We start from the raw sequence: 22081 nt of genomic DNA, 5'->3' as shown, positions 1-22081 counted from the left end.
GCAAGAGCAGGCAGGTGTATCGTGCAAACTTTCCCGCACGATTTCCGCCCGCGAGGTGTGTGATGAGTTCAGCTTTGAAAATCGATTTTGTCAGCGACGTTTCCTGCCCGTGGTGCGTCGTCGGCCTCAATAGTCTGCTGCAAGCCCTGGAGGTTCTACGCGATGAAGTGCAGGCCGAGATTCATTTCCAGCCGTTCGAACTGAACCCGAAGATGGGCCCGGACGGGCAGAACATCACCGAGCACATCGGCGAGAAATACGGCTCGACCCCGGAACAGTCACAGAAGAACCGCGAGGCGATTCGTGCCCGTGGCGCCGAGGTCGGATTTGCCTTTCGCACCGATGGCAACAGCCGCATCTACAACACCTTCGATGCTCATCGGCTGCTGCATTGGGCGGGTCTTGAAGGTTTGCAGTTGAAGTTGAAAGAGGCGCTGTTCAAGGCGTATTTCACTGACGGCGGTAATCCGTCCGATCACGCGCAACTGGCGCAGATTGCCGAAAGCGTGGGCCTGGATCGGCAGCGTGCGCAAGCGATTCTGGCCTCCGCCGAGTTTGCCGATGAGGTGCGTGCAGAAGAGCAATTGTGGCTGCAACGCGGCGTGAGTTCGGTGCCGACCGTGGTGTTCAACGGTCAGTACGCGGTCACGGGCGGGCAACCGGTGGACACCTTTGTCGGGGCGATTCGGCAGATCATCAGTGAAGCCCGCGGCGGCACCGTCAACTGACCTTGCGGGGTCAGCGCACGATCTTGTCGACGTGAATCCCGAGCTTCTTCAGGCGATACCAGAAGCTGCGCTCGGAGATCCCGATCAACTGCGCGGCGGCGGCCTGCACGCCGTTGCTCTGTTGCAGTGCCGCAAGAATGTAGGCTTTCTCGACTTCGGCGAGTGCTGCGTCCAGATCCGCCGGCACGCCGTTGATTTCGCTCAGCGGGCCGCTGCTGTCCGAGGCTTGCGCGGCGAACAGGTAGGCCGGCAGATCCTGTTCCTCGATGATGTTGGCGGAGGCGACGATGGTCGCGCGCTCCACGCAGTTCTGCAGTTCACGGATGTTGCCCGGCCATGAATAGCGGGTCATCGCCTGCAAGGCTTGCGCGCTGAAACCGCTGATGCGTTTGCCGGCCGCGGCGCCCAGGGTGTGGGCAAAATGTCGGGCCAGCGGGGCGATGTCCTCGACCCGATCGCGCAGCGCCGGCAGCGGAATGGGAAACACGTTGAGGCGGTAGTAGAGATCTTCGCGAAACTCCTTGTTGGCCACCGCTTGCAACAGGTCTTTGTTGGTGGCGGCGATCACCCGCACATCGACCTTGCGTTCCTTGGTATCGCCCACCGGCTCGATCACCCGCTCCTGCAGGGCGCGGAGGATCTTGGCCTGCAGTGCCAGCGGCATTTCACCGATTTCATCAAGAAACAATGTGCCTTTGTCGGCCTGCTGAAAGCGCCCGATGCGATCAGCCACGGCGCCGGTGAACGCGCCTTTGCGGTGGCCGAACATTTCGCTTTCCAGCAGCCCCTCGGGGATGGCCGCACAGTTCACCGCAACGAACGGTTTGTCGGCGCGGTTGCCATGTTTGTGGATGGCCCGGGCGACCATCTCCTTGCCGGTGCCGCTTTCGCCGCTGAGCAGCACGGTGGCGGCGCTTTCGCGTACCGAGTCCACCGCTTGCAGCACGTTGCGAAAACTCGGACTGTCACCGATCAGGCTGTCGATTTGCCGATGTTCGTCGAGCTCGGCGCGCATGCGCTGGTTGTCTTTGAGGATGTCGCGAAATTGCAGGGCCTTGCTGACGGTGATGTCCAGCTCGTCGATGTCGAACGGTTTGGCGATGTAATCAAATGCGCCATTGCGCATTGATTCCACCGCATTTTTCACCGTGCTGTAGGCGGTCATGACGATGACCGGCAACTGTGGATAACGGTTCTTCACCTCTGCCAGCAAATGCGGACCGTCCATGCCGGGCATGCGCCAGTCGCTGATCAGCAGATCGATGTCTTCGCTTTCCAGCACCTTGAGTGCGTGCAGGCCATTGCCGGCGGTGAACACGTTGATGCCGTTCTGCCCGAGGGCCGAGGCCAGCAGATCGCAGAGTTTCGGTTCGTCGTCCACCACCAGAATGTTATGCGTCATCGTCGCTCTCGTCGAAGTCCTCGCCATTGGCCGGAATGTACAGGCTGAAGGTCGCGCCGGCATCTTTTTCGCTGACACATTCTACGCGCCCGTTATGGTTTTCCATGACCGAAAACACTTTGGCCAGGCCCAGTCCGGTGCCCGAGGCCTTGGTGGTGACGAACGGGGTGAAGATGCGCTCCAGCATGTCGGCTTCGATCCCCTGACCGGTGTCCGCCACGCTGACGATGGTGTATTTGGCGTCGCTGGCGATGCTCAGGGTCAGTCGGCCGCCATCAGGCATCGCGTCGATGGCGTTGACGATCAGGTTCAGGCCGGCCTGTTTGAGTTGCTTGGCATCGGCATAGATTGTCGCCCCCGGCGCCTGATCGTCGATGTGCAGATCAATGTTGTGGCTGGCCAGCTCCGGCGCGCAAAAACCGGCCAGTTCGTCGACCAGGGCGCGGGCTGACTGGGTGGCGCGGATCGGCGCGCTGGGTTTGGCGAAGTCGAGAAACTCGGTGATCAAATCGTTGATCCGGCTGACTTCCTTGACCACGTATTCCAGATGTCGCCTGTCGGTTTCCGGCAGGTCGGCACGGCGGTGCAGCAGTTGCGTGGCGGTTTTGATGATGCCCAGCGGATTGCGGATTTCATGGGCCAGCCCCATGGCGACTTCGCCCAGCGCGTGCAGGCGATCACGGCGGCGCAGTTGCGACTCCAGATGCTGCAACTCCTCCAGACGTTCGCTCATGTGGTTGAACGTGCTGCTCAGTTCTGCCAGTTCGTCGCCGCCGTTCACGCTCAGGCGCTGATGATAGTCGCCGGCAATCACCGCTTGTACGCCTCTGGCCAGACCGCGCAACGGCTTGGTCAGACGTTGCGAGACCAGCCAGCCAACCGCCAGCGACGCCGCCGAACTGAGCAGGAAAATCAGGATGAACAGGTTGCTCTGATTGACCAGGCCGACCAGGCTGGTGTGGCGCAGCAGTCCGCTGAAAATCACCCCTTGCAGTTGGCCGTTTTCGTTGAAGATAGGCCGGTAGATGCCGCTGTAGCGGTTGGTGAATTGCTCGAACGGCCGCTTGCTTTCGCGCAGGTGCTGTTCAATTCCTTTCGGCACTTGCAAGGGGTGATCCTCAAAGCGCTGGGTCGAGAAGATCTCCGAGAAGTCATCGCCCTTGGCCAGGTAAAGGCGCAGATCAAGCGAATGCACGTCGGCAACACTGGTGAGGAAGCTGTCGTCCAGATAAGTGCCGATGATCAATTTGTATTCGATGCCGCTCTGTTCGGTCTCGAACGTCGAAATCACCGTGCCGGTGGCCACACCGCCCACCTGCAGGGTTTGCAGTACCGCTTTCGGGGCGGTGCTGATCTGGCTGACGATGTCGTCGGCGGCGGTGCTGTACACCACTTTGTGATCGCTGTTGCGTACCAGCGCCACGACGTCGATGCCCATGGAGTCGGCGACGTCGGCGGTCAGCTTGTTGTGCTTGGCCGATTGACGATCGGTGGGAGGGCGCGTGTAACGCAGAAACAGCTGAGCAGCGCGGGCGTTGTCGCGCAGGATTTCACTGATTTCGTCCTCGACGATCTTCGACGATTCCTGCAGCCAGATGCGCACGTTGCTGTCGAAGATCTGCGACAGCGTGGTGGCGGCCAGTTCCGCGGCGATCATGGTCGGAATCACGCTGACCAGCCAGAAGGCCAACACCAGTTTGCGTTGCAGACTCCAGCCGGAAAGGGCGAAAGGTCGGGGCGTGGCGCGTCGGTCATTGATCATTGGATTTCGCTTATTGCAGCTGCCAGGGCCGGATCGCTGCGATCCGGGCGGACGAATATTTTCACCAGACGCAACAGTTGGTCGAACAGTGGATTGCGATGGCGGAAGAACACGGTGTTACCGACAAACGAGCAGCCCAGGCGCAGCTTACTGGCATAGCCGGCCTGCCCGCACACATAGATCGCCAGTTTGTGCTCAATACAGTAGTCGACATTTTCCAGCCAGCTACGGGTGTAAAGATTGTACTGCCGCGTGCGGGCCAGATCGTGGGCAAAAAACTTGTCGACCAACCGCTGCCCGTCGAGCAATACCAGATTGAACGCCACCAGTTCGTCGCCGACCCAATAGAGCACGCACGCCGACCGATTATCGAGGTGATTGAGGACTTCGCGAAAGTACGCCGCAGGCAGGCATTCGAAGGCCAGATCGCTGCGGGCGAGGGTGGCTTCGTAGAGTTCCATCATGCGCGGCAGCAAGTCGTGCACCGAGCGTCGCCATTCCGTACGCGGCCCCTGGTTGCGCAAGATTCGGCGCAGATCCTTGCGCGTGGATTTCCCCAGGCTACCCAGATAAGCGTCCACCGAGGCGAAGCTGATCGGCAGTTCGGCACCGGGCAACCCGGGCATGCTTTGCAGGCCGGCCTGCTGACAGACTTCCAGCCACTGTGGATCGCGATGCGAGGCATCCTTCACCGCGAACAGGCCGATCCCGGCGTGTTCGGCATCCTGTCTTGCCAGCTCCAGCAACTGACGGAGCAGTGACGGGCGGTGCGTCGGCGCAATGTGCGAAGCCGTGCCGACATGGCACTGCTCGGCCACCGGCGAGCCGAGGGCGTACAGACGGATGTCGAACAGCCGTGGCAGATGTCGGCGTAGCCATTGACTGACGCGTTTGCCCGCGCCCTGCAGCGTGGTATCGAGTGAGTAGGCCGTGATGAACGCCACGGTGGCCGCGATCAGGCGGCCGTCCTCGTGCAGCGTCAGGTAGCGCCAGTGAAAGCCGTCAATGCCGGCGCGTTCAACGGCGCGATAGTAATCCCAGTCCTCCAGCTCATCGACGAAGCAGTCATTCCAGGCGCAGCGGTCGATCGCTTCGATCGTTGAGAAGGCTTGAGCGGTGGTCACGTCGTTTCCTTATGTCGGCGAGTCGTGGTGTTCGGCCTGTGTCGCAGGAAGTCTGCCGGCAACTGCTCAAGCCAGTTGCCGGTACTCCAGCGGCGCAACTGGGCTGCTGATCTGCTGCATGAAGCGTCGCTGTATGAAGTCGATGCTCAACTCCACGACACGGCGGTACTGCAGGTCGACCGTGATCATGTGATAGCAGTCGTCGAGCAACACTTTGGTCACCGGTCCGCCGAGCTTGCGTTCGACGTAATCGGCATTCCAGCGGCTGGTGATGTCGTCTTCGATGGAGTGCAACACCAGCGCCGGCGTGGTGATCGACGGCATGCGTTTTTTCACCACGGCGTTTAGCCGGTGCAGTTCGCGCACCGTGACGCCTTCCATGGTCAGCAACCCGGCCTGACTGCTCTGACCTTCTTTCATCTGGCGTTCGACGATGGCCCGCAGGCGCTCGTTCTTGATGCCGTAGGGCGGCTTTTCTTCGAAACTGCACAGGTGCACGCCGAACGGGATTTTCATCAGCAACGGGGTGAGGAACGCCAGTTTGTTGATGCTCCAGCCGTCGTAGCGCAGGGTGGTCGAATACAGCAGCAAACCCTCGATCTGTCCCGGGTGTTCGGCGGCCAGGTACATCGACAGCACGGCGCCCATGGACAAACCACCGACATACACCTTGTGGTGTTTGCGGCGTACACCGACGAAGGTGTTGCGTGCGCTTTCGTACCAGTCGCGCCAGCCGGTGGCTTGCAGGTCGGCATTGCCGCCGCAGTGCCCGGCCAGGGTCGGCACATAGACCGTGTGCCCGGCTTTCGCCAGGCCCACGGCCACCCGACGCAACTCCGTCGGGGTGCCGGTGAGGCCGTGGATCAACAGCACCGCGACCTCCCCGTCGCCGAGAACGAAACCGGCGTTGCCTTCGCCCATATCGATCTCTGCGTCGATCATCGTTTCATCGCCCGATGCAGCAGGCGGTCGAGCAGGGCCAGGCCCAGATCGATTTCCGGATAGCTGATTTCCAGCGACGGTGCCAGGGTGATGACGTTCTTGTAGTAGCCGCCCACGTCGAGGATCAGACCGAGGCGACGACCGTCGATTTCGATGTCGCCCTTCATGCCTTCTTCGACCATGTAATCCAGAGTGGCCTTGTCCGGGGTGAAGCCGTCCTCGGTGCAGATCTCGCAACGCAGCGCCAGGCCCAGACCGTCGACATCGCCAATGATCGGGTAGCGTTTTTTCAGATCCTGCAGGCCTTCGAGGAAGTATTTGCCCTTGGCCATGACCATCGCGCCGTAATCGACTTCGCTGGTCATCTTGAACATTTCCAGACCCACCGCAGTGCCCAGCGGGTTGGAGGCGAAGGTGGAGTGGGTCGAGCCTGGCGGGAAGACTTTCGGGTTGATCAGCTCTTCACGGGCCCAGATGCCGCCCAGCGGGTTGAGGCCGTTGGTCAGCGCTTTGCCGAAGACGATCACGTCGGGTTTGACGTCAAAGTGTTCGATCGACCACAGCTTGCCGGTGCGATAGAAACCCATCTGGATTTCGTCGACCACCATCAGGATGCCGTGCTGATCCAGCACGTGCTTGAGTTCGCTGTAGAAGTTCATCGGCGGGATCACGTAGCCGCCGGTGCCCTGGATCGGCTCGACGTAGAACGCGGCGTATTCGCTCTGGCCGACTTTCGGGTCCCAGACGCCGTTGTATTCGGTCTCGAACAACCGCGCGAATTGCTGCACGCAGTGACTGCCGTACTCTTCCTTGGTCATGCCTTTCGGACCGCGGAAGTGATACGGGAACGGGATGAACTGCGCACGCTCACCGAAGTGACCGTAGCGGCGGCGATAGCGGTAGCTGGAGGTGATTGACGACGCACCGAGGGTGCGCCCGTGGTAACCGCCCTCGAAGGCGAACATCAGGCTCTTGCCGTTGGTGGCGTTACGCACGACTTTCAGCGAGTCCTCGATCGACTGCGAACCGCCGACGTTGAAGTGCACCCGACCGTCGAGGCCGAACTTGTTCTTGGCATCGACCGCGATCATTTCCGAGAGCTCGATCTTGCCTTTGTGCAGGTATTGACTGGCAATCTGCGGCAGGGTGTCGATCTGTTGCTTGAGCGCATTGTTCAGCCGCGGGTTGGCGTAACCGAAGTTGACCGCCGAGTACCACATTTGCAGGTCGAGGTAGGCCTGATCTTCGGTGTCCCAGACGTAGGAGCCTTCGCAGCGGCTGAAGATGCGCGGCGGTTCGATGTAGTGAACGGTGTCGCCGTAGGAGCAGTATTTGGCTTCTTTTTCCAGAAGGACTTTGTCTTCGGCTGTCGCAATGCGGATATCAGACATGGTGCAGGGTTTCCTGTGCTTCAGAAGTGGATTCGGTGCTGAAATTGACGGCGTTGGCGGCCGGGGCCAGAGGCAGGCGGGCCAGCAGTTGCGGCAGTTCGGCGAAGCTGTCGAAGCGCGCGTAGGCGATGCCGTTGCGCTCGCAGTGCTCGGCCAGGCGGTCCTTGGCGAAGACGAAATCGGCGGTGGACGCCACGCACATGTCGGACTGGCCGTCACCGATCACCAGCACGCGTTTGCTGCTGGGGGTGGATTTGCATTTGCAGTTGCCGGAGGCCGCGCGGCAGGCGTCACTGGCGTAAGGGAAATCGATGCGCCATTTGTCGTGATCGATCTGGCGCAGGCGGTTGGCGAGGATCGGCAGCAGCGTCACGTAGTTGCGCGCCAGAATCCGCGCGATGCCTTGTTCGATGCCGTCGCTGACCACTTCCAGCGAAGCGCCGAGGCCGATCACGTGGTCGACGAAGTCGGGGAAGTCCGGGTCGATGTCGATGCTGTCGAAGAATTCGAGCAGTTGCGCAGGCGTGGCCTTGATCAGCGCCAACTGACGGCTGAGGCATTCACGGGAACCGATCTGGCCCTCCAGCCATTCGTTTTCGATGGCCTCCCAGCTCGGGTCGGCGAAGCGTTCAAGGATGCTGTCGATTACGTCGGTACGGGTGATCGTCCCGTCGAAATCACACACGATATGCCAGTCAATCATCTGCAGTACCTGTTGGGTCGAGGCAGTTGTCAGGGTGCGCGGTCTGCGCCTGGCAAGGGTGGGAGCAGGGACTGTGCCAAATCTGCAAAACCCCGTAATGGCGGGGCCTATGCATGGTTTTCGTGAAGTGGAGCTACAATTTTTGTAGCTTGCTACAAACAACATGAGTGCTTGCGCCAAGGGCTCTATCCGGGGATTGATGCGCGCAAGTTCAGAAAAGGAATGGCCTCATGCAGAGGAATACACTGGCGTTAATGACCGCACTGGCCTGTTTTTCCGGGGCTGCGCTGGCGGATGGCATCACCGGCGAAGCCGGCCTGGGACTGAGTTACCAACCTCATGATCCCACCGGCAGCCGCTACGAAACCCGGCCGATACCGTATCTCGATCTGGACTGGGGCGATGTCAGCCTCGGCACCGACGACGGCCTGACCTGGAGCGCCTTGAAAAGCAACGGCTTCAGCGCCGGGCCGTACATCAATTACCTCTCCGGGCGCACTGCCAACGGCGAGTTGCGCGGCTTGCGTGATGTGCCCGACATGGCCGAGGCTGGCGGCTTCGTGCAGTACGCCCCGGCCGATTTCTGGCGCGTGTTCGCCTTCGTCGGCCAGGCCGTCGGCGGTGGCAGCGGTCAGGGCGGCGTGTTTGCCAAAGTGGGCGGTGAAATCGGTTATCCACTGGGCGGCGGGGTGATTGGCAGCAGCAACCTGACCGCGCATTTCGCTGATGCGCAGGGCACGCAGACCTTCTTCGGTGTCAGCGACAGCGAGGCGCAGGCCTCGGGCATCCGCGCGTACAACGCCGGCGGCGGTTTACAGAACGTGGCGCTGACCCAAAGCTTCGAGTTTCCCCTGGCGCAGCATTGGTCGCTGGTCACCAGCGCGAGCTGGATACACCTGACCCGCTCGGCGGCGGACAGCAGCATCGTCAAAGCGGTGGGTGATACCAATCAGGGCGAAGTGCAGGCGGCCATCGCCTACAAGTTCGACTGATCAGGCGCGCGGGCGAATTGGTCTGCGGTTTGCAGACAGCCATGTCGAATCCATTCCTTCAGGATGTTCTTCATGGCTCGCCCTGCTTATCGTCTGCTGGCTCATTCGTTGTGGGATCTGATCCCCATCGCTTCGGGCCTGGCCCATTTCGCTTTCGTCCTGTGGCTGGTTGCGGCCTTCCACGACCTGTCGTGGTGGGCCTTCGTGCCGCTGGCGCTGGGCTATGCGATCAGCCTGTCGTGGAGCATCAACAGCATTTCCCACAACCAGATTCACAACGCCTACTTCACCCCGACGTGGCTGAACCGGGCGTTCGATCTGCTGTTGTCGGTGACCATCGGTTTTTCGCAAACCCTCTATCGCGATATCCACAACCGCCATCACCGGGGCAATTCGGATCTGCCGGGGCCGGACGGCAAGACCATTGATCCGCTGTCGATCTATCTGCGCGGCAAGAACGGTCAGCCGGAGAATCCCTGGGCCTACACCTTCCTGAGTTTTTTCCGCGACGACCCCAAGCCGATCTACAACGAAATGCGCCGCAAACGCCCGAAGGATGCACGTTGGGTCCAGGTCGAGATTTATGTGACGGTGGCGTTTTATCTGTTGCTGGCGGTGTATGACTGGCAGGCGGTGCTGGTGTTGTTGCCGTTCTGGTATCTGGGCCAGGCACTGTCATCGCTCAACGGTTACTACGAGCATTTTGGCGGCAACCCGGACTTGCCGATTGCCTGGGGCGTGAGTGCCTACAGCCCGCTGTACAACCTGTTGTGGATGAACAACGGTTATCACGCCGAGCACCACTACCGGCCGAAAATGCACTGGACTCAGGTCAAGGCCTATCACCGGCAGATCGCCCGGCAACAGCAGGAAGCGGGGGTGAAGGATATTCCGCTGGCGCACGGTTTGGGCTTCCTGCTGAACCACCAAAAGCCTGACGCCTGACTGCTCTGTGCAGGAGCTGCCGAAGGCTGCGATCTTTTGATCTTGAAAAGCAAAGATCACAGCCTGCGGCAGCTCCTACCGGGGGATTTCAGTGCTCTTCGCCCTCGGCGAGCAAGGCTATCCCGCCCATGATCACCGCCACGCCGATCCAGTGCAGCAGACTGATCTGCTCGCCCAGCCCCAGCCACGACCCCAGCAGCACCCCGACAAATACCAGCGAACTCAGGGGAAACGCCAGCGACAGACTGCTGCGTCGCAGAATCAGCATCCAGACAAAAAACGCGCCGATGTAGCAGCCAACCGCGACCCACACCCCGGGCGTCATGACGATGCCTTGCAGCCATTGCAGGGTGAAGTCCATCTGGCCCAACTGATCGCCACCGACCTTGCTCGCGATCTGCCCGCCACTTTCCAGAATGATCAACAGCGCCCAGAGCACGATGGTGCCCACGCGCCCGTGTAGCCAATGCATTGCGTCGTTCCTTTGCAGTTCCAGGTGAGCGTCAGACATGGCCGGCACACACGAGCATCACGCCCGCCGTAATCACCAGCGTGCCCAGCCAGCGCCGCCGACTGACGGTTTCACCGAGCACCAGTTTGCCCGCCAGCACCACGCCGCAATAGGCCAGCGCGGCTGCCGGAAACAACAGACTCAGCGGCGCCCGCGACAGGGCGCCGAGCCAGACGAAAAACTCGATCGCGTAAGCGCCGATCCCTGCCCACAGCAGCGGCGCATTGAACACCTGGCCCCAGAACACCTGAAGCCGAAAACCACCCTCAAGCTCCGGCAAGCGATCGAGGCCCAGTTTGAAACACAGCTGGCCGATCACATCCAGAACAATGGACAGGGCCACCAGCACGATCACGGTGAAAGTCATGGAAACAGTTCCTCGAACAGGTCGATCAAGGCTTGATTGGTGGTGGAGTTGCGCAGGATATCGGCCTCGCTCCAGCGCTCGGCCGGCGGCTGATCGGTCTTCGCCTCCCAGCGTTTGAATACGTTGCTGAAGGCCGGACGGGCGTATTCGCCGCAGATGTCGATGCCGATGATCCGCTTGCTCGCCGCCAGCGCGCGCAGGGCCTGGAGCATATGGTTCAGGCGCATGCCGCCCTGATCCCAGTTGGTGGCGGCGTCTTCGCTGGCGAGCACGTCCTTGTCGATGGTGATCCACACCGCATCGGTCGGCAGGCTGGCGATCATTTTGTCGAGGAACAGGGTCCAGTCCACTTGCGACAGGTTGTGCCAGTGCAGCATGTTTTCCTGTTGCTCATGCCCGGCGCCGTCACCGATCCGCCCCCAGACTTTGGAGGGCGCGTGCTGCCACGGAAACAGCTGCAGAACCCCACGTTTTAAGGCCGCGAGGTTGCCGCCCTTCAGTTGCGGGTTTTGCAAATCATCGCTGCACGGGCCGAGGGTCACGATGCGGCGAATGTTCGGCAGTTTCAGCGCCTGATTGACCCAGGAACCGCAATGCCGACGCGGCGCAAACCGTACCCAGTCGGGGTGATTGTCGAAATGGATCAGGCTGACGGGGCTTGGCAGATCGGTAAGAAACGCCGGGGTCAGGTGGTGATAGTCACCGGAGCCGACGAAGAAGATTTCCGGCGCCGGGCCGGTGTGCCGCGGCCGCTGCTGCAAGCGTTCAGCGAAGCGTCGCCAGGTACGCTCGCTGGACCAGAGCCGGAGTTTCGGGCCGAGGTCGAGCAGGTCCAGGCGTCTGGCGCGGCCACTGTCGAGCAGTTGCGCAATCGGCGCCTGAGCGGTCAGGCTGTGGTCGAGATCTAAAATATTCAAGGTCGCTATTTACCCTTGGCAGACCCCGCCAGACACCGGCCTCATCGAGCATGAGCACCAGCCGGGCAGGGCTTTTGCGGGTAAATGCAAGGGACGGGCCAGCCGTTGCCTCAGGCGTGCAGCCGCACCCACACCGAGACGAGCACGGTGGCGGCGATCAACCACGCGACCACGGCCACGGCGAGCGACGCCTCCAGGCGCATGCGGTCAACCATCACGTACAGCGTCGCCAGATAGATGAAGTACGGAATGATCGACCACATGCCGAACACGATGGTCGCCTTCAGGTCATCGATCGAACGGCTGTTGCCGACGATGTAGTGGGCGATCAGCGCGAAGGTCGGAAACAGCGGCACCAGTCCGGCGATGTAATAGTTTCGGGTCTTCGACAGCGCGGCGAGAATCACCACCACTGCCGCGCCAAGTGCCGCTTTGAGTATCAGATCCATCAGTGGCTCAACCCGTACTTTTTCACTTTGTCGAACAGCGTGGTCTTGGCCATGCCCAGTTCCAGACTGGCCTGGGTCAGGTTGCCGCCGCTGCGTTGCAAGGCATCGTTGAGCAGGTTGCGCTCGAAGGCTTCCACCGCTTCGGCGAACGCCAGACCTTGACCGCCGCTGCTGGCGCCGGACTTCTTGAACGCCGGCAGGCCGAGGGCAAAGCGCTCGGCGACGTTGCGCAGTTCGCGCACGTTGCCCGGCCAATCGTGGCTCATCAGGTTCGATAGGGTCTGGTTGTCCAGCTCCGGCAGAGCGCGGTCGAAACGTAGCGCCGACTGCTGGGTGAAGTGTTCGAACAGTTGCAGGATGTCTTCACGGCGTTCGCGCAGCGGTGGCAGTTCCAGGGTCACCACGTTGAGGCGGTAGTACAAGTCGCTGCGAAACTCGCCGGCCTTGCTCGCTTCGTCGAGGTCGGATTTGGTCGCGGCAATCACCCGGCAATCCACCGCCACGCTCTGGTTCGAGCCGAGGCGTTCGAGGGTGCGTTCCTGCAACACGCGCAGCAATTTGATCTGCAACGGCAGGGGCATGCTTTCCACTTCATCGAGGAACAGCGTGCCGCCGTCGGCGTGTTCGATCTTGCCGATGCGCCGTTTGCCGGCACCGGTAAAGGCGTTGGCCTCGTGGCCGAAGATCTCGCTTTCGAAGAGGTTTTCCGGCAGGCCGCCGCAGTTCAGCGCGACGAACTGCTTGGCATGCCGACGACTGAAGTCGTGCAGGCAACGGGCGACCAGTTCCTTGCCGGTGCCGGTCTCGCCTTCGATCAATACGTTGGCCGAAGTGTCGGCGACGTTGGCGATCAGCTCGCGCAGGTTCTGCATGGCTGGCGAGCGCCCGATGATCCGACCTTCGAGGGAGTCGCGTTCGGCCAGTTGCCGACGCAGCGAGGAGACTTCGCGGGCGAGGCTGCGTTGCTCCAGTGCGCGGCGGGCGACATCCACCAGACGTTCCGGCGAGAACGGTTTCTCCATGAAATCGTAGGCGCCTTTCTGCATCGCGCCGACCGCCATGGAGATATCGCCATGACCGGTGATCAGCACCACCGGCAGACTGCGGTCGCGTGCCTTGAGGCGGGTCAGCAGTTCCAGGCCATCGATGCCGGGCAGGCGAATGTCGCTGATGACGATCCCGGCAAAGTTGTCGCCGACCCGCTCCAGCGCATCTTCGGCACTGCCGACGCCGATGCAGGGAATGTCTTCCAGGGTCAGCGCCTGCTCGCAGCCGAGCAGCACATGGGGGTCGTCTTCGACGATCAGCACACTAAGGTCGTGGTTCATATTGGCTCGGCAGGAGTAGGGCTTACCAACGGTAAACTGAGGACGAAGGTGGTGCCACCGCTGGCCGGGTGTTCGACACCCAGATGCCCGCCGGTGGCGGCAGCGAGGCTGGCGGAAAGGGTCAGGCCGAGGCCCAGCCCCTGTTCGCCGGGTTTGGTGGTGAAGAACGGCTCGAACAGATGCTTGCGCGCTTCGGCGTCGACCCCGTGGCCGTTGTCGCGCACCCGCAGGCGATATTTGCCGTTGAACTCTTCGCCTTCCAGCCATAGCTGCGGCGCGGGTTGCGCCTGCATGGCGTCGAGGGCGTTGCCGATCAGGTTGACCAGAATCTGTTCGAGGCGGGTCTGGTCGATCTGCACCTGCACGTCGCTGAACTGCCGGTGCAGTTGCAGCGCCATGCTCTCGACCCGCGCGCCGAGCAGTTGCAGGGCGGCGTCCACGGCTTTGCCGAGACTGGCCTGGCCTTCGTTGTCGCCGCGCCGGGCGAACGAGCGCAGGCTGGCGGTGATCCGCCCCATGCGGTCGATCAGGTCGTTGATGGTCTTGAGGTTGGTGCTGGCGACGTCGAGCTGGCCGCGTTCCAGAAAGCGAATGGTGTTGCCGGACAGGGTGCGCATTGCCGCCAGCGGCTGGTTCAGTTCGTGGGCGATGCTGGTCGACATCTGGCCGATGGCCGCGAGTTTGCCGGCCTGCACCAGTTCGTCCTGAGCGCGGCGCAGGGTTTCCTCGGCCTGGCGCCGTTCGCGGATCTGGCTCTTCAGCCGTTCGTTGCTGGCACGCAGATCGCCGGTGCGTTCGGTAATCCGACGCTCCAGTTGATTGTTGGCTTCCTGCAAGGCTTCGCGAGCGGCGAGGCGGGTGGCGATGACCTTGCGCCGTTCGTTCCAGGCGATCAGCAGGAACGCCACCAGGGCGAAGGCCACCGCCACCAGAATGCCTTGGTTGATCGCTTCACGGCGCAAGTCCTGCAACGGCGTGAGCAGGGTGAAATTCCACGGTGTGTCGTTCAGTGGTCGGGTCTGCGCAAGATAGCTGATGCTGTCGTCATCGGCGCTCAGTTCGCTGTTGGCCGGGAAGGTCAGTTTCTCTACACCTTCGGCGAGGGTTTCGCGGGCCAGCGGTTGCAGTTCGTTGAGCGGGAACCAGTAGTACTGCAGGCTGCGCGCGAGTTTTTCTTTGGTTTCATCACCCAGCGGTATTACGGACTTGAGGCGTCGCGCCGGATCGCTGGAAAGAATAATGATGCCGTTCTCATCGCTGACGAAGGCTTCCAGGCGGGCGCGCTGCCAACGCTCTTCCAGGGCTTCGAGGCGCACCTTGACCACGGCGACGCCGATGATCTTGCCGTGTTCTTCCAGGCCATGGGCGAGGTAGTAACCGGGCTCGCCGCTGGTGCTGCCGATGCCGTAGAAACGTCCGGGCTCGCCGCGCACGGCTTTCTGGAAATAGGCGCGGAAGGACAGGTCTTCACCGAGGTAACTGTCGACGTCGCGCCAGTTGCTGGTGGCCATCACGCGGCCGGTGGTGTCCATGACGTAGATGGCCCGACTGCGGCTGCGCCGGTTCAGGCCTTCAAGGTAAGCATTGACTGTCTGCCGGTGTTCCGGGGTCGGGTCGGCCAGCAGTTGCGGGACACTGGTTTCCAGTTCCAGCAGGCTGGGCAGGTAGGTGTATTTGCTGATCTCGCTTTCGACCGTACGCGCGTGCAGTTCGAGCTGACGCTGGCCGTTTTCGCTGAGGCTGCGGATGCCGAAATGTTCACTGGTCCAGAAGCCGATGTAACCCAGTCCGATCATCAGGATGATGATCAGCGGCGGCAGGAACAGATGGCGAATCAGACGGGGCTTCACGGCAAGTGATGGCGGCGCTGCGCGATAGAGATTGGGGTCGCATTTCATCACAGTTGCCTTGGGTCAACCAGCGCTGCCGCGGACGACGCACTGGTTTGGTCGAGCCTGGAACCTGTGGCGAGGGAGCTTGCTCCCGCTCGGCTGCGAAGCAGTCGTAAATCCATTCAATGCGGTGTTTCAGACAGATCGCATTGGCAGGTTTTGGGGCCGCTGCGCGACCCAGCGGGAGCAAGCTCCCTCGCCACAAGGGCAAATCGGTATTGCTTTTAGTGCTGCAGGATTTTCTCGAGGAAATGCTGCGCGCGTTCGGAGCGGGCGCTGATGTCGCCGAAGAACTCCTCTTTCGGGCAGTCTTCGATGATCTTGCCGGCGTCCATGAAGATCACGCGGTCAGCCACTTTGCGGGCGAAGCCCATCTCGTGGGTCACGCACATCATGGTCATGCCTTCCTGGGCCAGTTGCACCATCACGTCGAGCACTTCGTTGACCATTTCCGGGTCGAGCGCCGAGGTCGGTTCGTCGAACAGCATGACGATCGGGTCCATCGCCAGCGCACGGGCAATCGCCACACGCTGTTGTTGGCCGCCGGACAGTTGCCCCGGGTGCTTGTGGGCATGCGCCGACAGACCGACGCGATCAAGCAGTTGCAGACCTTTCTTGGTCGCCTCTTCCTTGCTGCGGCCCAGCACCTTGATCTGCGCGATGGTCAGGTTCTCGGTGATGGTCAGGTGCGGGAACAGCTCGAAGTGCTGGAACACCATACCGACGCGCGAACGCAGTTTCGGCAGGTTGGTCTTGGAGTCGGCAATCGAGGTGCCGTCGACGACGATGTCGCCTTTCTGGAACGGCTCCAGCGCGTTGACGCACTTGATCAGGGTCGACTTGCCCGAGCCCGACGGGCCGCAGACCACGATCACTTCGCCTTTCTTGACCTCGGTGCTGCAATCAGTCAGCACCTGGAAGTCGCCATACCACTTGTTGATGTTCTTGATGGAGATCATACGGCAAACCTTTTTTGCAGACGCTTGACCAGCAGCGAGGCGGAAAAGCTGATGATGAAGTAGACGACACCGGCAAAGATCAGGAACTCGTTGGAACGACCGATGATGTCGCCGCTGGAGCGGGCGGAGTTGAGGAAGTCCACCAGGCCCACGGTGTAGACCAGCGAGGTGTCCTGGAACAGGATGATCGACTGTTGCAGCAGCAACGGGGTCATCTTGCGGAACGCCTGGGGCAGGATGATCAGACGCATGGTCTGGCCATAGGTCATGCCCATCGCCTGGGCCGCGGCCATCTGGCCTTTGGGGATCGACTGCACGCCGGCCCGGACGATCTCACAGAAGTACGCGGCTTCGAACATCATGAAGGCCACGACGCAGGAGGTGAACGCGCCGATCGGGGTGTCTTCGCCGGTGATCCAGCGCAGCACGAACGGCACCGCCAGGTAGAACCAGGTGATCACCAGCAGCAGCGGGATCGAGCGGAAGTAGTTCACGTAGGCGCCGGCGACGCGCGACAGCAGTTTGCTGGACGACAGGCGCATCAGCGCGAGGATGGTCCCCAGCACGATGCCGCCGACCACGCCCATGACCATCAACTGCAAGGTCATGACCATGCCGTTCCACAGGCCCGGGATCGCGGGGATGATGCCGCTGAAATCGAAGTCCATTATTTACCCCCCACGGAGATCAGGCCGGGCACTGCGACTTTCTTCTCGACCAGGCGCATCAGCAACATCAGGCTCATGTTCAGGGTGAAGTAGATCAGCGTGGCCAGCGTGAAGGCTTCAAACAGGTTGGCCGAGAATTCGGCGGTCTGCTTGGTTTGCGCCAGCAGTTCCATCAGGCCGATCAAAGACGCCACGGAGGAGTTCTTGAAGACGTTGAGGAATTCCGAGGTCAGCGGCGGAATGATGATGCGGTAGGCCTGGGGCAGCAGCACGTTCCAGTAGATCTGCGGCAGCTTGAAACCCATGGCGCGGGCGGCGGATTCCTGGCCGCGTGGCAGCGCCTGGATGCCGGTGCGCACTTGCTCGCAGACCCGGGCGGCGGTGAACAGGCCCAGGCACACGACGACACTCAGGTAGGCCGAGGTGGTCGGGTTGAGATCCTGTTTGTACCAGTCCTGCAGGTTTTGCGGCAGCAGGTCGGGTACCAGGAAGTACCAGATGAACAGCTGAACCAGCAGCGGTACGTTGCGAAACAGTTCGACGTAGCAGGTCGCGATGCCCGACACGAGGCGGCTCGGTACGGTGCGCATGACCCCAAGAACGGAGCCCAGCAGCAAGGCGATAATCCATGCCACGACGGCGATGGCGATGGTCCAGCCCAGTCCGGAGATGAACCAGTCGAGATAAGTCTCGCTGCCCACGCCGGTGGACTTGAAGAACACGCCCCAGTCCCAGTTGTAATTCATTAGGGTCTCCCCTCGAAATCGATCGATGTACAAGCACCCGCTTGGGGAAGATCCTTTCCCGTCCGACGTTGAACGCCGGGCACACGCGATCGGCTCGAAAACCGCCAGGTCGAGTGTTCCACTGTATAGCCAGCAGGTAGTAACAGACGTCTGAGGGAGGTTGCTCCCTCAGACGACAGGTTAGTCAGGAATCAGATTTTTACGTCAGGCGCAGGCTTGTCGCTTGGATTGGCGATCAGCTCTTTCACCTTGTCGCTCATCGGGAAGTTCAGGTTCAGGCCTTTTGGCGGGATCGCGCTCTCGAACCACTTGCTGTAGATCTTGTTGATCTCGCCGGATTTGTACAGGGCGACAATGGCGTCATCGACAGCCTTCTTGAAGGCCGGGTCGTCTTTGCGAACCATGCACGCGTAGGCTTCGAAGGACTGTGGAGTACCGGTGATGACCCAGTCAGTCGGCTTCTTGGCTTTGGCTTCTTCACCGGCCAGCAGCGCGTCGTCCATCATGAAGGCAACGGTGCGGCCGCTTTCCAGCATGTTGAAGGATTCGCCGTGGTCTTTGGCGGAGATGATGTTCATGCCCATCTGCTTGTCGGCGTTCATCGCTTTGATGATGCGCTCGGACGTGGTGCCGGCGGTGGTCACGACGTTTTTGCCTTTCAGGTCGGCAAAGTCAGCGTAGGACGGCTTGCCATCCTTGTCTTTCTTGACCAGCAGACGGGTGCCGATTTCGAAGATGTTGACGGTGAAGTCGACTTGCTGGGCGCGTTCGGCGTTGTTGGTGGTGGAGCCGCACTCGATATCCGCGGTGCCGTTCTGGATCAGCGGGATACGGGTTTGCGAGGTCACCAGGTTGTACTTGACCTTAAGGTCTGGCTTGTTCAGGTCTTTTTTCAGGGCTTCAACGATGGCCAGCTGAATGTCGTGGGAGTAACCCACGGGTGTGCCGGAAGCATCCGCGATGTAGGAAAACGGGATGGAGCTGTCGCGGTGAGCGAGCGTGATGGTGCCGGAATCGTTGATTTTCTTCAGGGTGCCGGTGAGTTCGGCGGCGAAAACTGGTGTGCTGATCAGAGCGGCAGCAATGGCTGCACCCAGGATATGGGGAACGATGCGCATCAAATTTTCCTCGAATTGTTTTTTTTATGGAGCCAGTTCGTCGGCCCTTTTGTGCTTCGAATGCCTGACGGCTCCTGAAGTGTTGGCACGGCAGGCATTCGTCGAGAGAGTGTAGAGCATGAGTCGTGCCAGAGCAGTCTATGGCAGCTAATTGATTGATTTTTAAGGTGATTAAAGTTTTGTGTCGGTGTTTTTCGATGAAACTGATCCGGTTATCCGAATCGACCGGGAGGTCGCGTTCGGAAAACCGAATGCTTTGTTGCCAGTTGTTTTCGGTAGCGCGACCTTTGTGGCGAGGGAGCTTGCTCCCGCTGGACTGCGCAGCAGGCCCGCTTTTATGAATGGGGCCGCTACGCGACCCAGCGGGAGCAAGCTCCCTCGCCACAGGTAAAGCGTCCGGCGCGGATAAACAAAAAAGCCCCTGAATCGTCAGATTCAGGGGCTTCGTTTTAAGCGCTGTAAACGTCAGGCCGCTTCAATCTTGCGGTTCTGCTCGACCTTGCCCAGGTACGCCGCCAGTTTCTCTTGCTCGGCCGGGGTGGTGAACAGGCCCAGCTTGCTGCGGCGCCACAGGATGTCGTGCGCGGTGGTGGCCCATTCTTCGCTGCACAGGTAATCGACCTCGCGGGTGTAGAGACCGCCGCCGAGGTGTTCGCCCATGTCATTCAGCGACTCGACGCCTTCGAGCATGCGCCAGGTGCGGCTGCCGTAGGTGGTGGCCCAGCGGCGGGCGATCTCGGTCGGGACGAAGTCGAACTTGTCGCGGATCTGCGCGCTCAACGCTTGCGGGGTAGTCATGTCTTCGCCGCCGGGCAGGGTCGCGGTCGCGGTCCAGCTCGGGCGCATCTGGGTGAAGTACGGCATCAACTGAGCCATCGCCGACTCGGCGAGTTTGCGGTAGGTGGTCAGCTTGCCGCCAAACACCGACAACAGCGGCGCTTCTTCGCCGCCGCCAGACAGCGCCAGGGTGTAATCGCGGGTCACGGCGGACGGGTTGTCGGATTCGTCGTTGCACAGCGGACGCACGCCCGAGTAGCTGTGCTGAATGTCGTCGCGGGTGATCTGCTTCTTGAAGTGAGCGTTGACCACTTTCAGCAGGTAATCGGTTTCGCCGTCGGTGATTGCCACTTTCGCCGGATCGCCGGTGTATTCGCGGTCGGTGGTGCCGATCAGGGTGAAGTGGTTCAGATACGGAATGGTGAAGACGATGCGCTGATCTTCGTTTTGCAGGATGTGCGCGTGATCGCCTTCGTACAGTTTCGGCACGATGATGTGGCTGCCCTGAATCAGGCGGATGCCGTACGGCGATTCCATCTTCAGGTCGTCACGAATGAACTTGGCGACCCACGGACCGGCGGCGTTCACCAAGGCTTTGGCAGTGATCGAAAACAGGCTGCCGTCGGCGCGTTCCAGATTCAGGTGCCACAGGCCCTTGGCGCGGCGGGCGCTGACGCAACGGGTCTGGGTGTGCACGTGGGCGCCTTTTTCCCGGGCGGCCATGGCGTTCAGAACGACGAGGCGGGCGTCATCGACCCAGCAATCGGAATATTCGAAGCCCTTGGTAATTTCGCTTTTCAGTGCACTGTCGGCACCGAACTTCAGGCTTTTCGAACCTGGCAGTTTTTCGCGCTTGCCGAGGTTGTCGTAAAGGAACAGGCCGGCGCGAATCATCCACGCCGGACGCAGGTGCGGACGGTGCGGCAGCACGAAGCGCATCGGCTTGACGATGTGCGGCGCCTTGGCCAGCAGCACTTCGCGCTCGGCCAGCGCTTCACGCACCAGACGGAATTCGTAATGTTCGAGGTAGCGCAGGCCACCGTGGATCAGTTTGCTGCTGGCCGACGAGGTGTGGCTGGCCAGGTCATCCTTTTCGCAAAGGAACACCGAGAGACCGCGACCGGCGGCATCCGCTGCGATCCCCACGCCATTGATCCCGCCGCCAATAACGGCAACATCGTAGATCTCGGCGATAGGGGGTGTACGCAAGGTAGAGGTGGACATCGGCTGGCCTCGGGCTCTTTTGATTTTCTGTCTTGGAAATCGAACATGAATGTTCATTTGCGAAAATGGTAGCCCATAAAGACGCGCGCAGCCAGTCACGTTCGATTGAAAAAACTCATCGAAGGGCGGCTAAAAGAAATTTTCGAACATTTAGAATTGCTTAAGCACTGTTGTGGCGAGGGAGCTTGCTCCCGCTCGGCGGCGCAGCCGTCGTAAATCCGGTGCGCAAGGCGTGGCTGGATGAATCGGGCTGGATGGTTTTGGGGCCGCTTCGCAGCCCAGCGGGAGCAAGCTCCCTCGCCACAGGGGAGCTGCGCCCAGTAGGATTTAAACGACTTCCAGACGAATCTTGTGTTGGCTCAGCAGTTGCGCCAGTGCCGGCACCGGCTGCTGATCGGTCACGAGGCAGTCGATCAGGCTGATCGGACCGAGGCGGATCATTGCATTGCGCCCGAACTTGCTGGAATCCGCCGCCAGAATCACCTGCCGCGCATTGGCGATGATCGCCTGCGATACGCGCACTTCCTGATAGTCGAAGTCGAGCAGGCTGCCGTCTTCGTCGATGCCGCTGATGCCCACCAGCGCGAAATCAACCTTGAACTGATTGATGAAATCCACACTCGCCTGACCCACCACACCGCCGTCACGGCGCACGTTGCCGCCGGTCAGCAGCACATCGAAATCATCCTTGGCACTGAGCATCGAGGCGACGTGCAGGTTGTTGGTGATGATCTTCAGATGGTTGTGATTGAGCAGAGCGCGGGCAATCGATTCGGTGGTGGTGCCGATGTTGATGAACAGCGAGGCGTGATCGGGGATCTGCGCGGCGATGGCTTCGCCAATGCGTTGTTTTTCATCGCGCATCTGGTCGGCGCGCATCGCATAGGCGGTGTTTTCGACGCTGGAATCATAGGCCGCGCCGCCATGGTAGCGACGCAACAGATTGGCTTCCGCGAGCTGATTGATATCGCGGCGGATGGTTTGCGGGGTAACAACGAACAGCGTAGCCATTTCCTCGATGCTCACATAGCCGCGTTCGCGGACCAGCTCGAGGATTTGCTGCTGACGGGGAGGCAGATTCATGGGGCTTCCTTTGGGCTGCCGTGCAAAATTTGCCCATGATGCCGCAGGAATCT

The 22081-nt window shown here is 60.9% G+C and carries 21 protein-coding genes; 3 read left to right on the top strand and 18 right to left on the bottom strand.

Annotation, left to right across the window (positions count from 1 at the left end):
• The first annotated feature begins 62 nt into the window (after nt 1-62).
• The gene (locus tag V9L13_RS14855) at nt 63-728 is read left to right on the top strand and encodes a DsbA family oxidoreductase (RefSeq protein WP_338799904.1); all 666 of its coding nucleotides are present in this window, start codon (nt 63-65) and stop codon (nt 726-728) included.
• A 10-nt stretch (nt 729-738) separates the two neighbouring features.
• On the opposite strand, the gene V9L13_RS14850 is transcribed toward V9L13_RS14855, so the two are convergent.
• The 6 genes from V9L13_RS14850 to V9L13_RS14825 all read right to left on the bottom strand — a co-directional run bounded on the left by V9L13_RS14850 (nt 739) and on the right by V9L13_RS14825 (nt 8052).
• Nucleotides 739-2130 carry a sigma-54 dependent transcriptional regulator gene (locus V9L13_RS14850; protein WP_338799903.1) on the bottom strand — a complete coding sequence of 464 codons (1392 nt, stop codon included), beginning with the start codon at nt 2128-2130 and terminating at the stop codon, nt 739-741.
• Nucleotides 2120-3892, bottom strand: coding sequence for an ATP-binding protein (locus V9L13_RS14845; protein ID WP_338799902.1), 1773 nt, complete (start codon nt 3890-3892; stop codon nt 2120-2122). Before V9L13_RS14845 ends, V9L13_RS14850 begins: the two co-directional genes overlap by 11 nt.
• Complete coding sequence (locus V9L13_RS14840) at nt 3889-5016, bottom strand: GNAT family N-acetyltransferase (protein WP_338799901.1); 1128 nt, start codon at nt 5014-5016, stop codon at nt 3889-3891. Before V9L13_RS14840 ends, V9L13_RS14845 begins: the two co-directional genes overlap by 4 nt.
• Before the next feature lie 66 nt (nt 5017-5082).
• Nucleotides 5083-5958, bottom strand: coding sequence for an alpha/beta fold hydrolase (locus tag V9L13_RS14835; RefSeq protein WP_003227781.1), 876 nt, complete (start codon nt 5956-5958; stop codon nt 5083-5085).
• Nucleotides 5955-7349 (bottom strand): aminotransferase class III-fold pyridoxal phosphate-dependent enzyme, encoded by a 1395-nt coding sequence (locus tag V9L13_RS14830; protein WP_003227779.1) that lies wholly within the window; start codon nt 7347-7349, stop codon nt 5955-5957. Before V9L13_RS14830 ends, V9L13_RS14835 begins: the two co-directional genes overlap by 4 nt.
• Nucleotides 7342-8052 carry an HAD-IB family phosphatase gene (locus V9L13_RS14825; RefSeq protein WP_338799900.1) on the bottom strand — a complete coding sequence of 237 codons (711 nt, stop codon included), beginning with the start codon at nt 8050-8052 and terminating at the stop codon, nt 7342-7344. Before V9L13_RS14825 ends, V9L13_RS14830 begins: the two co-directional genes overlap by 8 nt.
• Nucleotides 8053-8282: 230 nt before the next feature.
• On the opposite strand from V9L13_RS14825, the gene V9L13_RS14820 reads away from it, so the two are divergent.
• Both V9L13_RS14820 and V9L13_RS14815 read left to right on the top strand, forming a co-directional pair.
• Entirely contained in the window at nt 8283-9044 is a 762-nt protein-coding gene (locus V9L13_RS14820; protein WP_338799899.1) for a MipA/OmpV family protein, read from the top strand.
• A 72-nt stretch (nt 9045-9116) separates the two neighbouring features.
• Nucleotides 9117-9989, top strand: a complete 873-nt coding sequence (locus V9L13_RS14815) for a fatty acid desaturase (protein ID WP_338799898.1) — start codon at nt 9117-9119, stop codon at nt 9987-9989.
• An 88-nt stretch (nt 9990-10077) separates the two neighbouring features.
• Here the strand turns inward: V9L13_RS14815 and V9L13_RS14810 are convergent, their stop codons facing one another.
• From V9L13_RS14810 to V9L13_RS14755, 12 genes are all read right to left on the bottom strand, one after another.
• Nucleotides 10078-10461: an EamA family transporter gene (locus V9L13_RS14810; RefSeq protein WP_338799897.1), complete on the bottom strand. Its 384-nt coding sequence runs from the start codon at nt 10459-10461 to the stop codon at nt 10078-10080.
• Nucleotides 10462-10492: 31 nt separating this feature from the next.
• The gene (locus V9L13_RS14805; protein WP_003227768.1) at nt 10493-10867 is read right to left on the bottom strand and encodes a hypothetical protein; all 375 of its coding nucleotides are present in this window, start codon (nt 10865-10867) and stop codon (nt 10493-10495) included.
• Nucleotides 10864-11784, bottom strand: a complete 921-nt coding sequence (locus tag V9L13_RS14800; protein ID WP_338799896.1) for an arginase — start codon at nt 11782-11784, stop codon at nt 10864-10866. The genes V9L13_RS14805 and V9L13_RS14800 overlap by 4 nt, the downstream gene beginning before the upstream one ends.
• A 110-nt stretch (nt 11785-11894) precedes the next feature.
• A complete protein-coding gene (locus V9L13_RS14795) occupies nt 11895-12224 on the bottom strand; it encodes a GlpM family protein (protein WP_177434768.1) in 330 nt (109 codons plus the stop codon).
• Between the two features lie 8 nt (nt 12225-12232).
• Entirely contained in the window at nt 12233-13561 is a 1329-nt protein-coding gene (locus V9L13_RS14790; RefSeq protein WP_338799895.1) for a sigma-54 dependent transcriptional regulator, read from the bottom strand.
• Nucleotides 13558-15459, bottom strand: coding sequence for an ATP-binding protein (locus V9L13_RS14785; protein ID WP_338799894.1), 1902 nt, complete (start codon nt 15457-15459; stop codon nt 13558-13560). Before V9L13_RS14785 ends, V9L13_RS14790 begins: the two co-directional genes overlap by 4 nt.
• A 218-nt stretch (nt 15460-15677) precedes the next feature.
• Entirely contained in the window at nt 15678-16412 is a 735-nt protein-coding gene (locus V9L13_RS14780) for an amino acid ABC transporter ATP-binding protein (protein ID WP_003227758.1), read from the bottom strand.
• Nucleotides 16409-17080 carry an ABC transporter permease subunit gene (locus tag V9L13_RS14775; protein ID WP_003227756.1) on the bottom strand — a complete coding sequence of 224 codons (672 nt, stop codon included), beginning with the start codon at nt 17078-17080 and terminating at the stop codon, nt 16409-16411. Before V9L13_RS14775 ends, V9L13_RS14780 begins: the two co-directional genes overlap by 4 nt.
• Nucleotides 17080-17826: an amino acid ABC transporter permease gene (locus tag V9L13_RS14770; RefSeq protein ID WP_003227754.1), complete on the bottom strand. Its 747-nt coding sequence runs from the start codon at nt 17824-17826 to the stop codon at nt 17080-17082. The genes V9L13_RS14775 and V9L13_RS14770 overlap by 1 nt, the downstream gene beginning before the upstream one ends.
• Before the next feature lie 191 nt (nt 17827-18017).
• Nucleotides 18018-18944: a glutamate/aspartate ABC transporter substrate-binding protein gene (locus V9L13_RS14765; protein ID WP_338799893.1), complete on the bottom strand. Its 927-nt coding sequence runs from the start codon at nt 18942-18944 to the stop codon at nt 18018-18020.
• 465 nt (nt 18945-19409) lie between these two features.
• A complete protein-coding gene (glpD, locus tag V9L13_RS14760; RefSeq protein ID WP_338799892.1) occupies nt 19410-20945 on the bottom strand; it encodes a glycerol-3-phosphate dehydrogenase in 1536 nt (511 codons plus the stop codon).
• A 327-nt stretch (nt 20946-21272) separates the two neighbouring features.
• Complete coding sequence (locus V9L13_RS14755; RefSeq protein WP_007916700.1) at nt 21273-22028, bottom strand: DeoR/GlpR family transcriptional regulator; 756 nt, start codon at nt 22026-22028, stop codon at nt 21273-21275.
• Nucleotides 22029-22081 lie beyond the last annotated feature (53 nt).

The sequence above is a fragment of the Pseudomonas sp. RSB 5.4 genome, from assembly GCF_037126175.1.
In the GTDB taxonomy this organism is placed as follows: domain Bacteria; phylum Pseudomonadota; class Gammaproteobacteria; order Pseudomonadales; family Pseudomonadaceae; genus Aquipseudomonas; species Aquipseudomonas fluorescens_H.
The sequence above is the reverse complement of the archived record's forward strand: the minus strand, read 5'-3'. Positions and strand labels throughout refer to the sequence as shown.

Excerpts from the sequence above, each read along its gene's own strand:
- V9L13_RS14855 (WP_338799904.1), top strand. The coding sequence starts at position 63 with ATGAGTTCAGCTTTGAAAATCGATTTTGTCAGCGACGTTTCCTGCCCG.
- glpD (WP_338799892.1), bottom strand. The coding sequence starts at position 20,945 with ATGTCCACCTCTACCTTGCGTACACCCCCTATCGCCGAGATCTACGAT.
- V9L13_RS14815 (WP_338799898.1), top strand. The coding sequence starts at position 9,117 with ATGGCTCGCCCTGCTTATCGTCTGCTGGCTCATTCGTTGTGGGATCTG.
- V9L13_RS14845 (WP_338799902.1), bottom strand. The coding sequence starts at position 3,892 with ATGATCAATGACCGACGCGCCACGCCCCGACCTTTCGCCCTTTCCGGC.
- V9L13_RS14790 (WP_338799895.1), bottom strand. The coding sequence starts at position 13,561 with ATGAACCACGACCTTAGTGTGCTGATCGTCGAAGACGACCCCCATGTG.
- V9L13_RS14775 (WP_003227756.1), bottom strand. The coding sequence starts at position 17,080 with ATGGACTTCGATTTCAGCGGCATCATCCCCGCGATCCCGGGCCTGTGG.
- V9L13_RS14805 (WP_003227768.1), bottom strand. The coding sequence starts at position 10,867 with ATGACTTTCACCGTGATCGTGCTGGTGGCCCTGTCCATTGTTCTGGAT.
- V9L13_RS14820 (WP_338799899.1), top strand. The coding sequence starts at position 8,283 with ATGCAGAGGAATACACTGGCGTTAATGACCGCACTGGCCTGTTTTTCC.
- V9L13_RS14850 (WP_338799903.1), bottom strand. The coding sequence starts at position 2,130 with ATGACGCATAACATTCTGGTGGTGGACGACGAACCGAAACTCTGCGAT.
- V9L13_RS14755 (WP_007916700.1), bottom strand. The coding sequence starts at position 22,028 with ATGAATCTGCCTCCCCGTCAGCAGCAAATCCTCGAGCTGGTCCGCGAA.
- V9L13_RS14765 (WP_338799893.1), bottom strand. The coding sequence starts at position 18,944 with ATGCGCATCGTTCCCCATATCCTGGGTGCAGCCATTGCTGCCGCTCTG.
- V9L13_RS14780 (WP_003227758.1), bottom strand. The coding sequence starts at position 16,412 with ATGATCTCCATCAAGAACATCAACAAGTGGTATGGCGACTTCCAGGTG.
- V9L13_RS14830 (WP_003227779.1), bottom strand. The coding sequence starts at position 7,349 with ATGTCTGATATCCGCATTGCGACAGCCGAAGACAAAGTCCTTCTGGAA.
- V9L13_RS14825 (WP_338799900.1), bottom strand. The coding sequence starts at position 8,052 with ATGATTGACTGGCATATCGTGTGTGATTTCGACGGGACGATCACCCGT.
- V9L13_RS14785 (WP_338799894.1), bottom strand. The coding sequence starts at position 15,459 with ATGAAATGCGACCCCAATCTCTATCGCGCAGCGCCGCCATCACTTGCC.
- V9L13_RS14810 (WP_338799897.1), bottom strand. The coding sequence starts at position 10,461 with ATGCATTGGCTACACGGGCGCGTGGGCACCATCGTGCTCTGGGCGCTG.
- V9L13_RS14835 (WP_003227781.1), bottom strand. The coding sequence starts at position 5,958 with ATGATCGACGCAGAGATCGATATGGGCGAAGGCAACGCCGGTTTCGTT.
- V9L13_RS14770 (WP_003227754.1), bottom strand. The coding sequence starts at position 17,826 with ATGAATTACAACTGGGACTGGGGCGTGTTCTTCAAGTCCACCGGCGTG.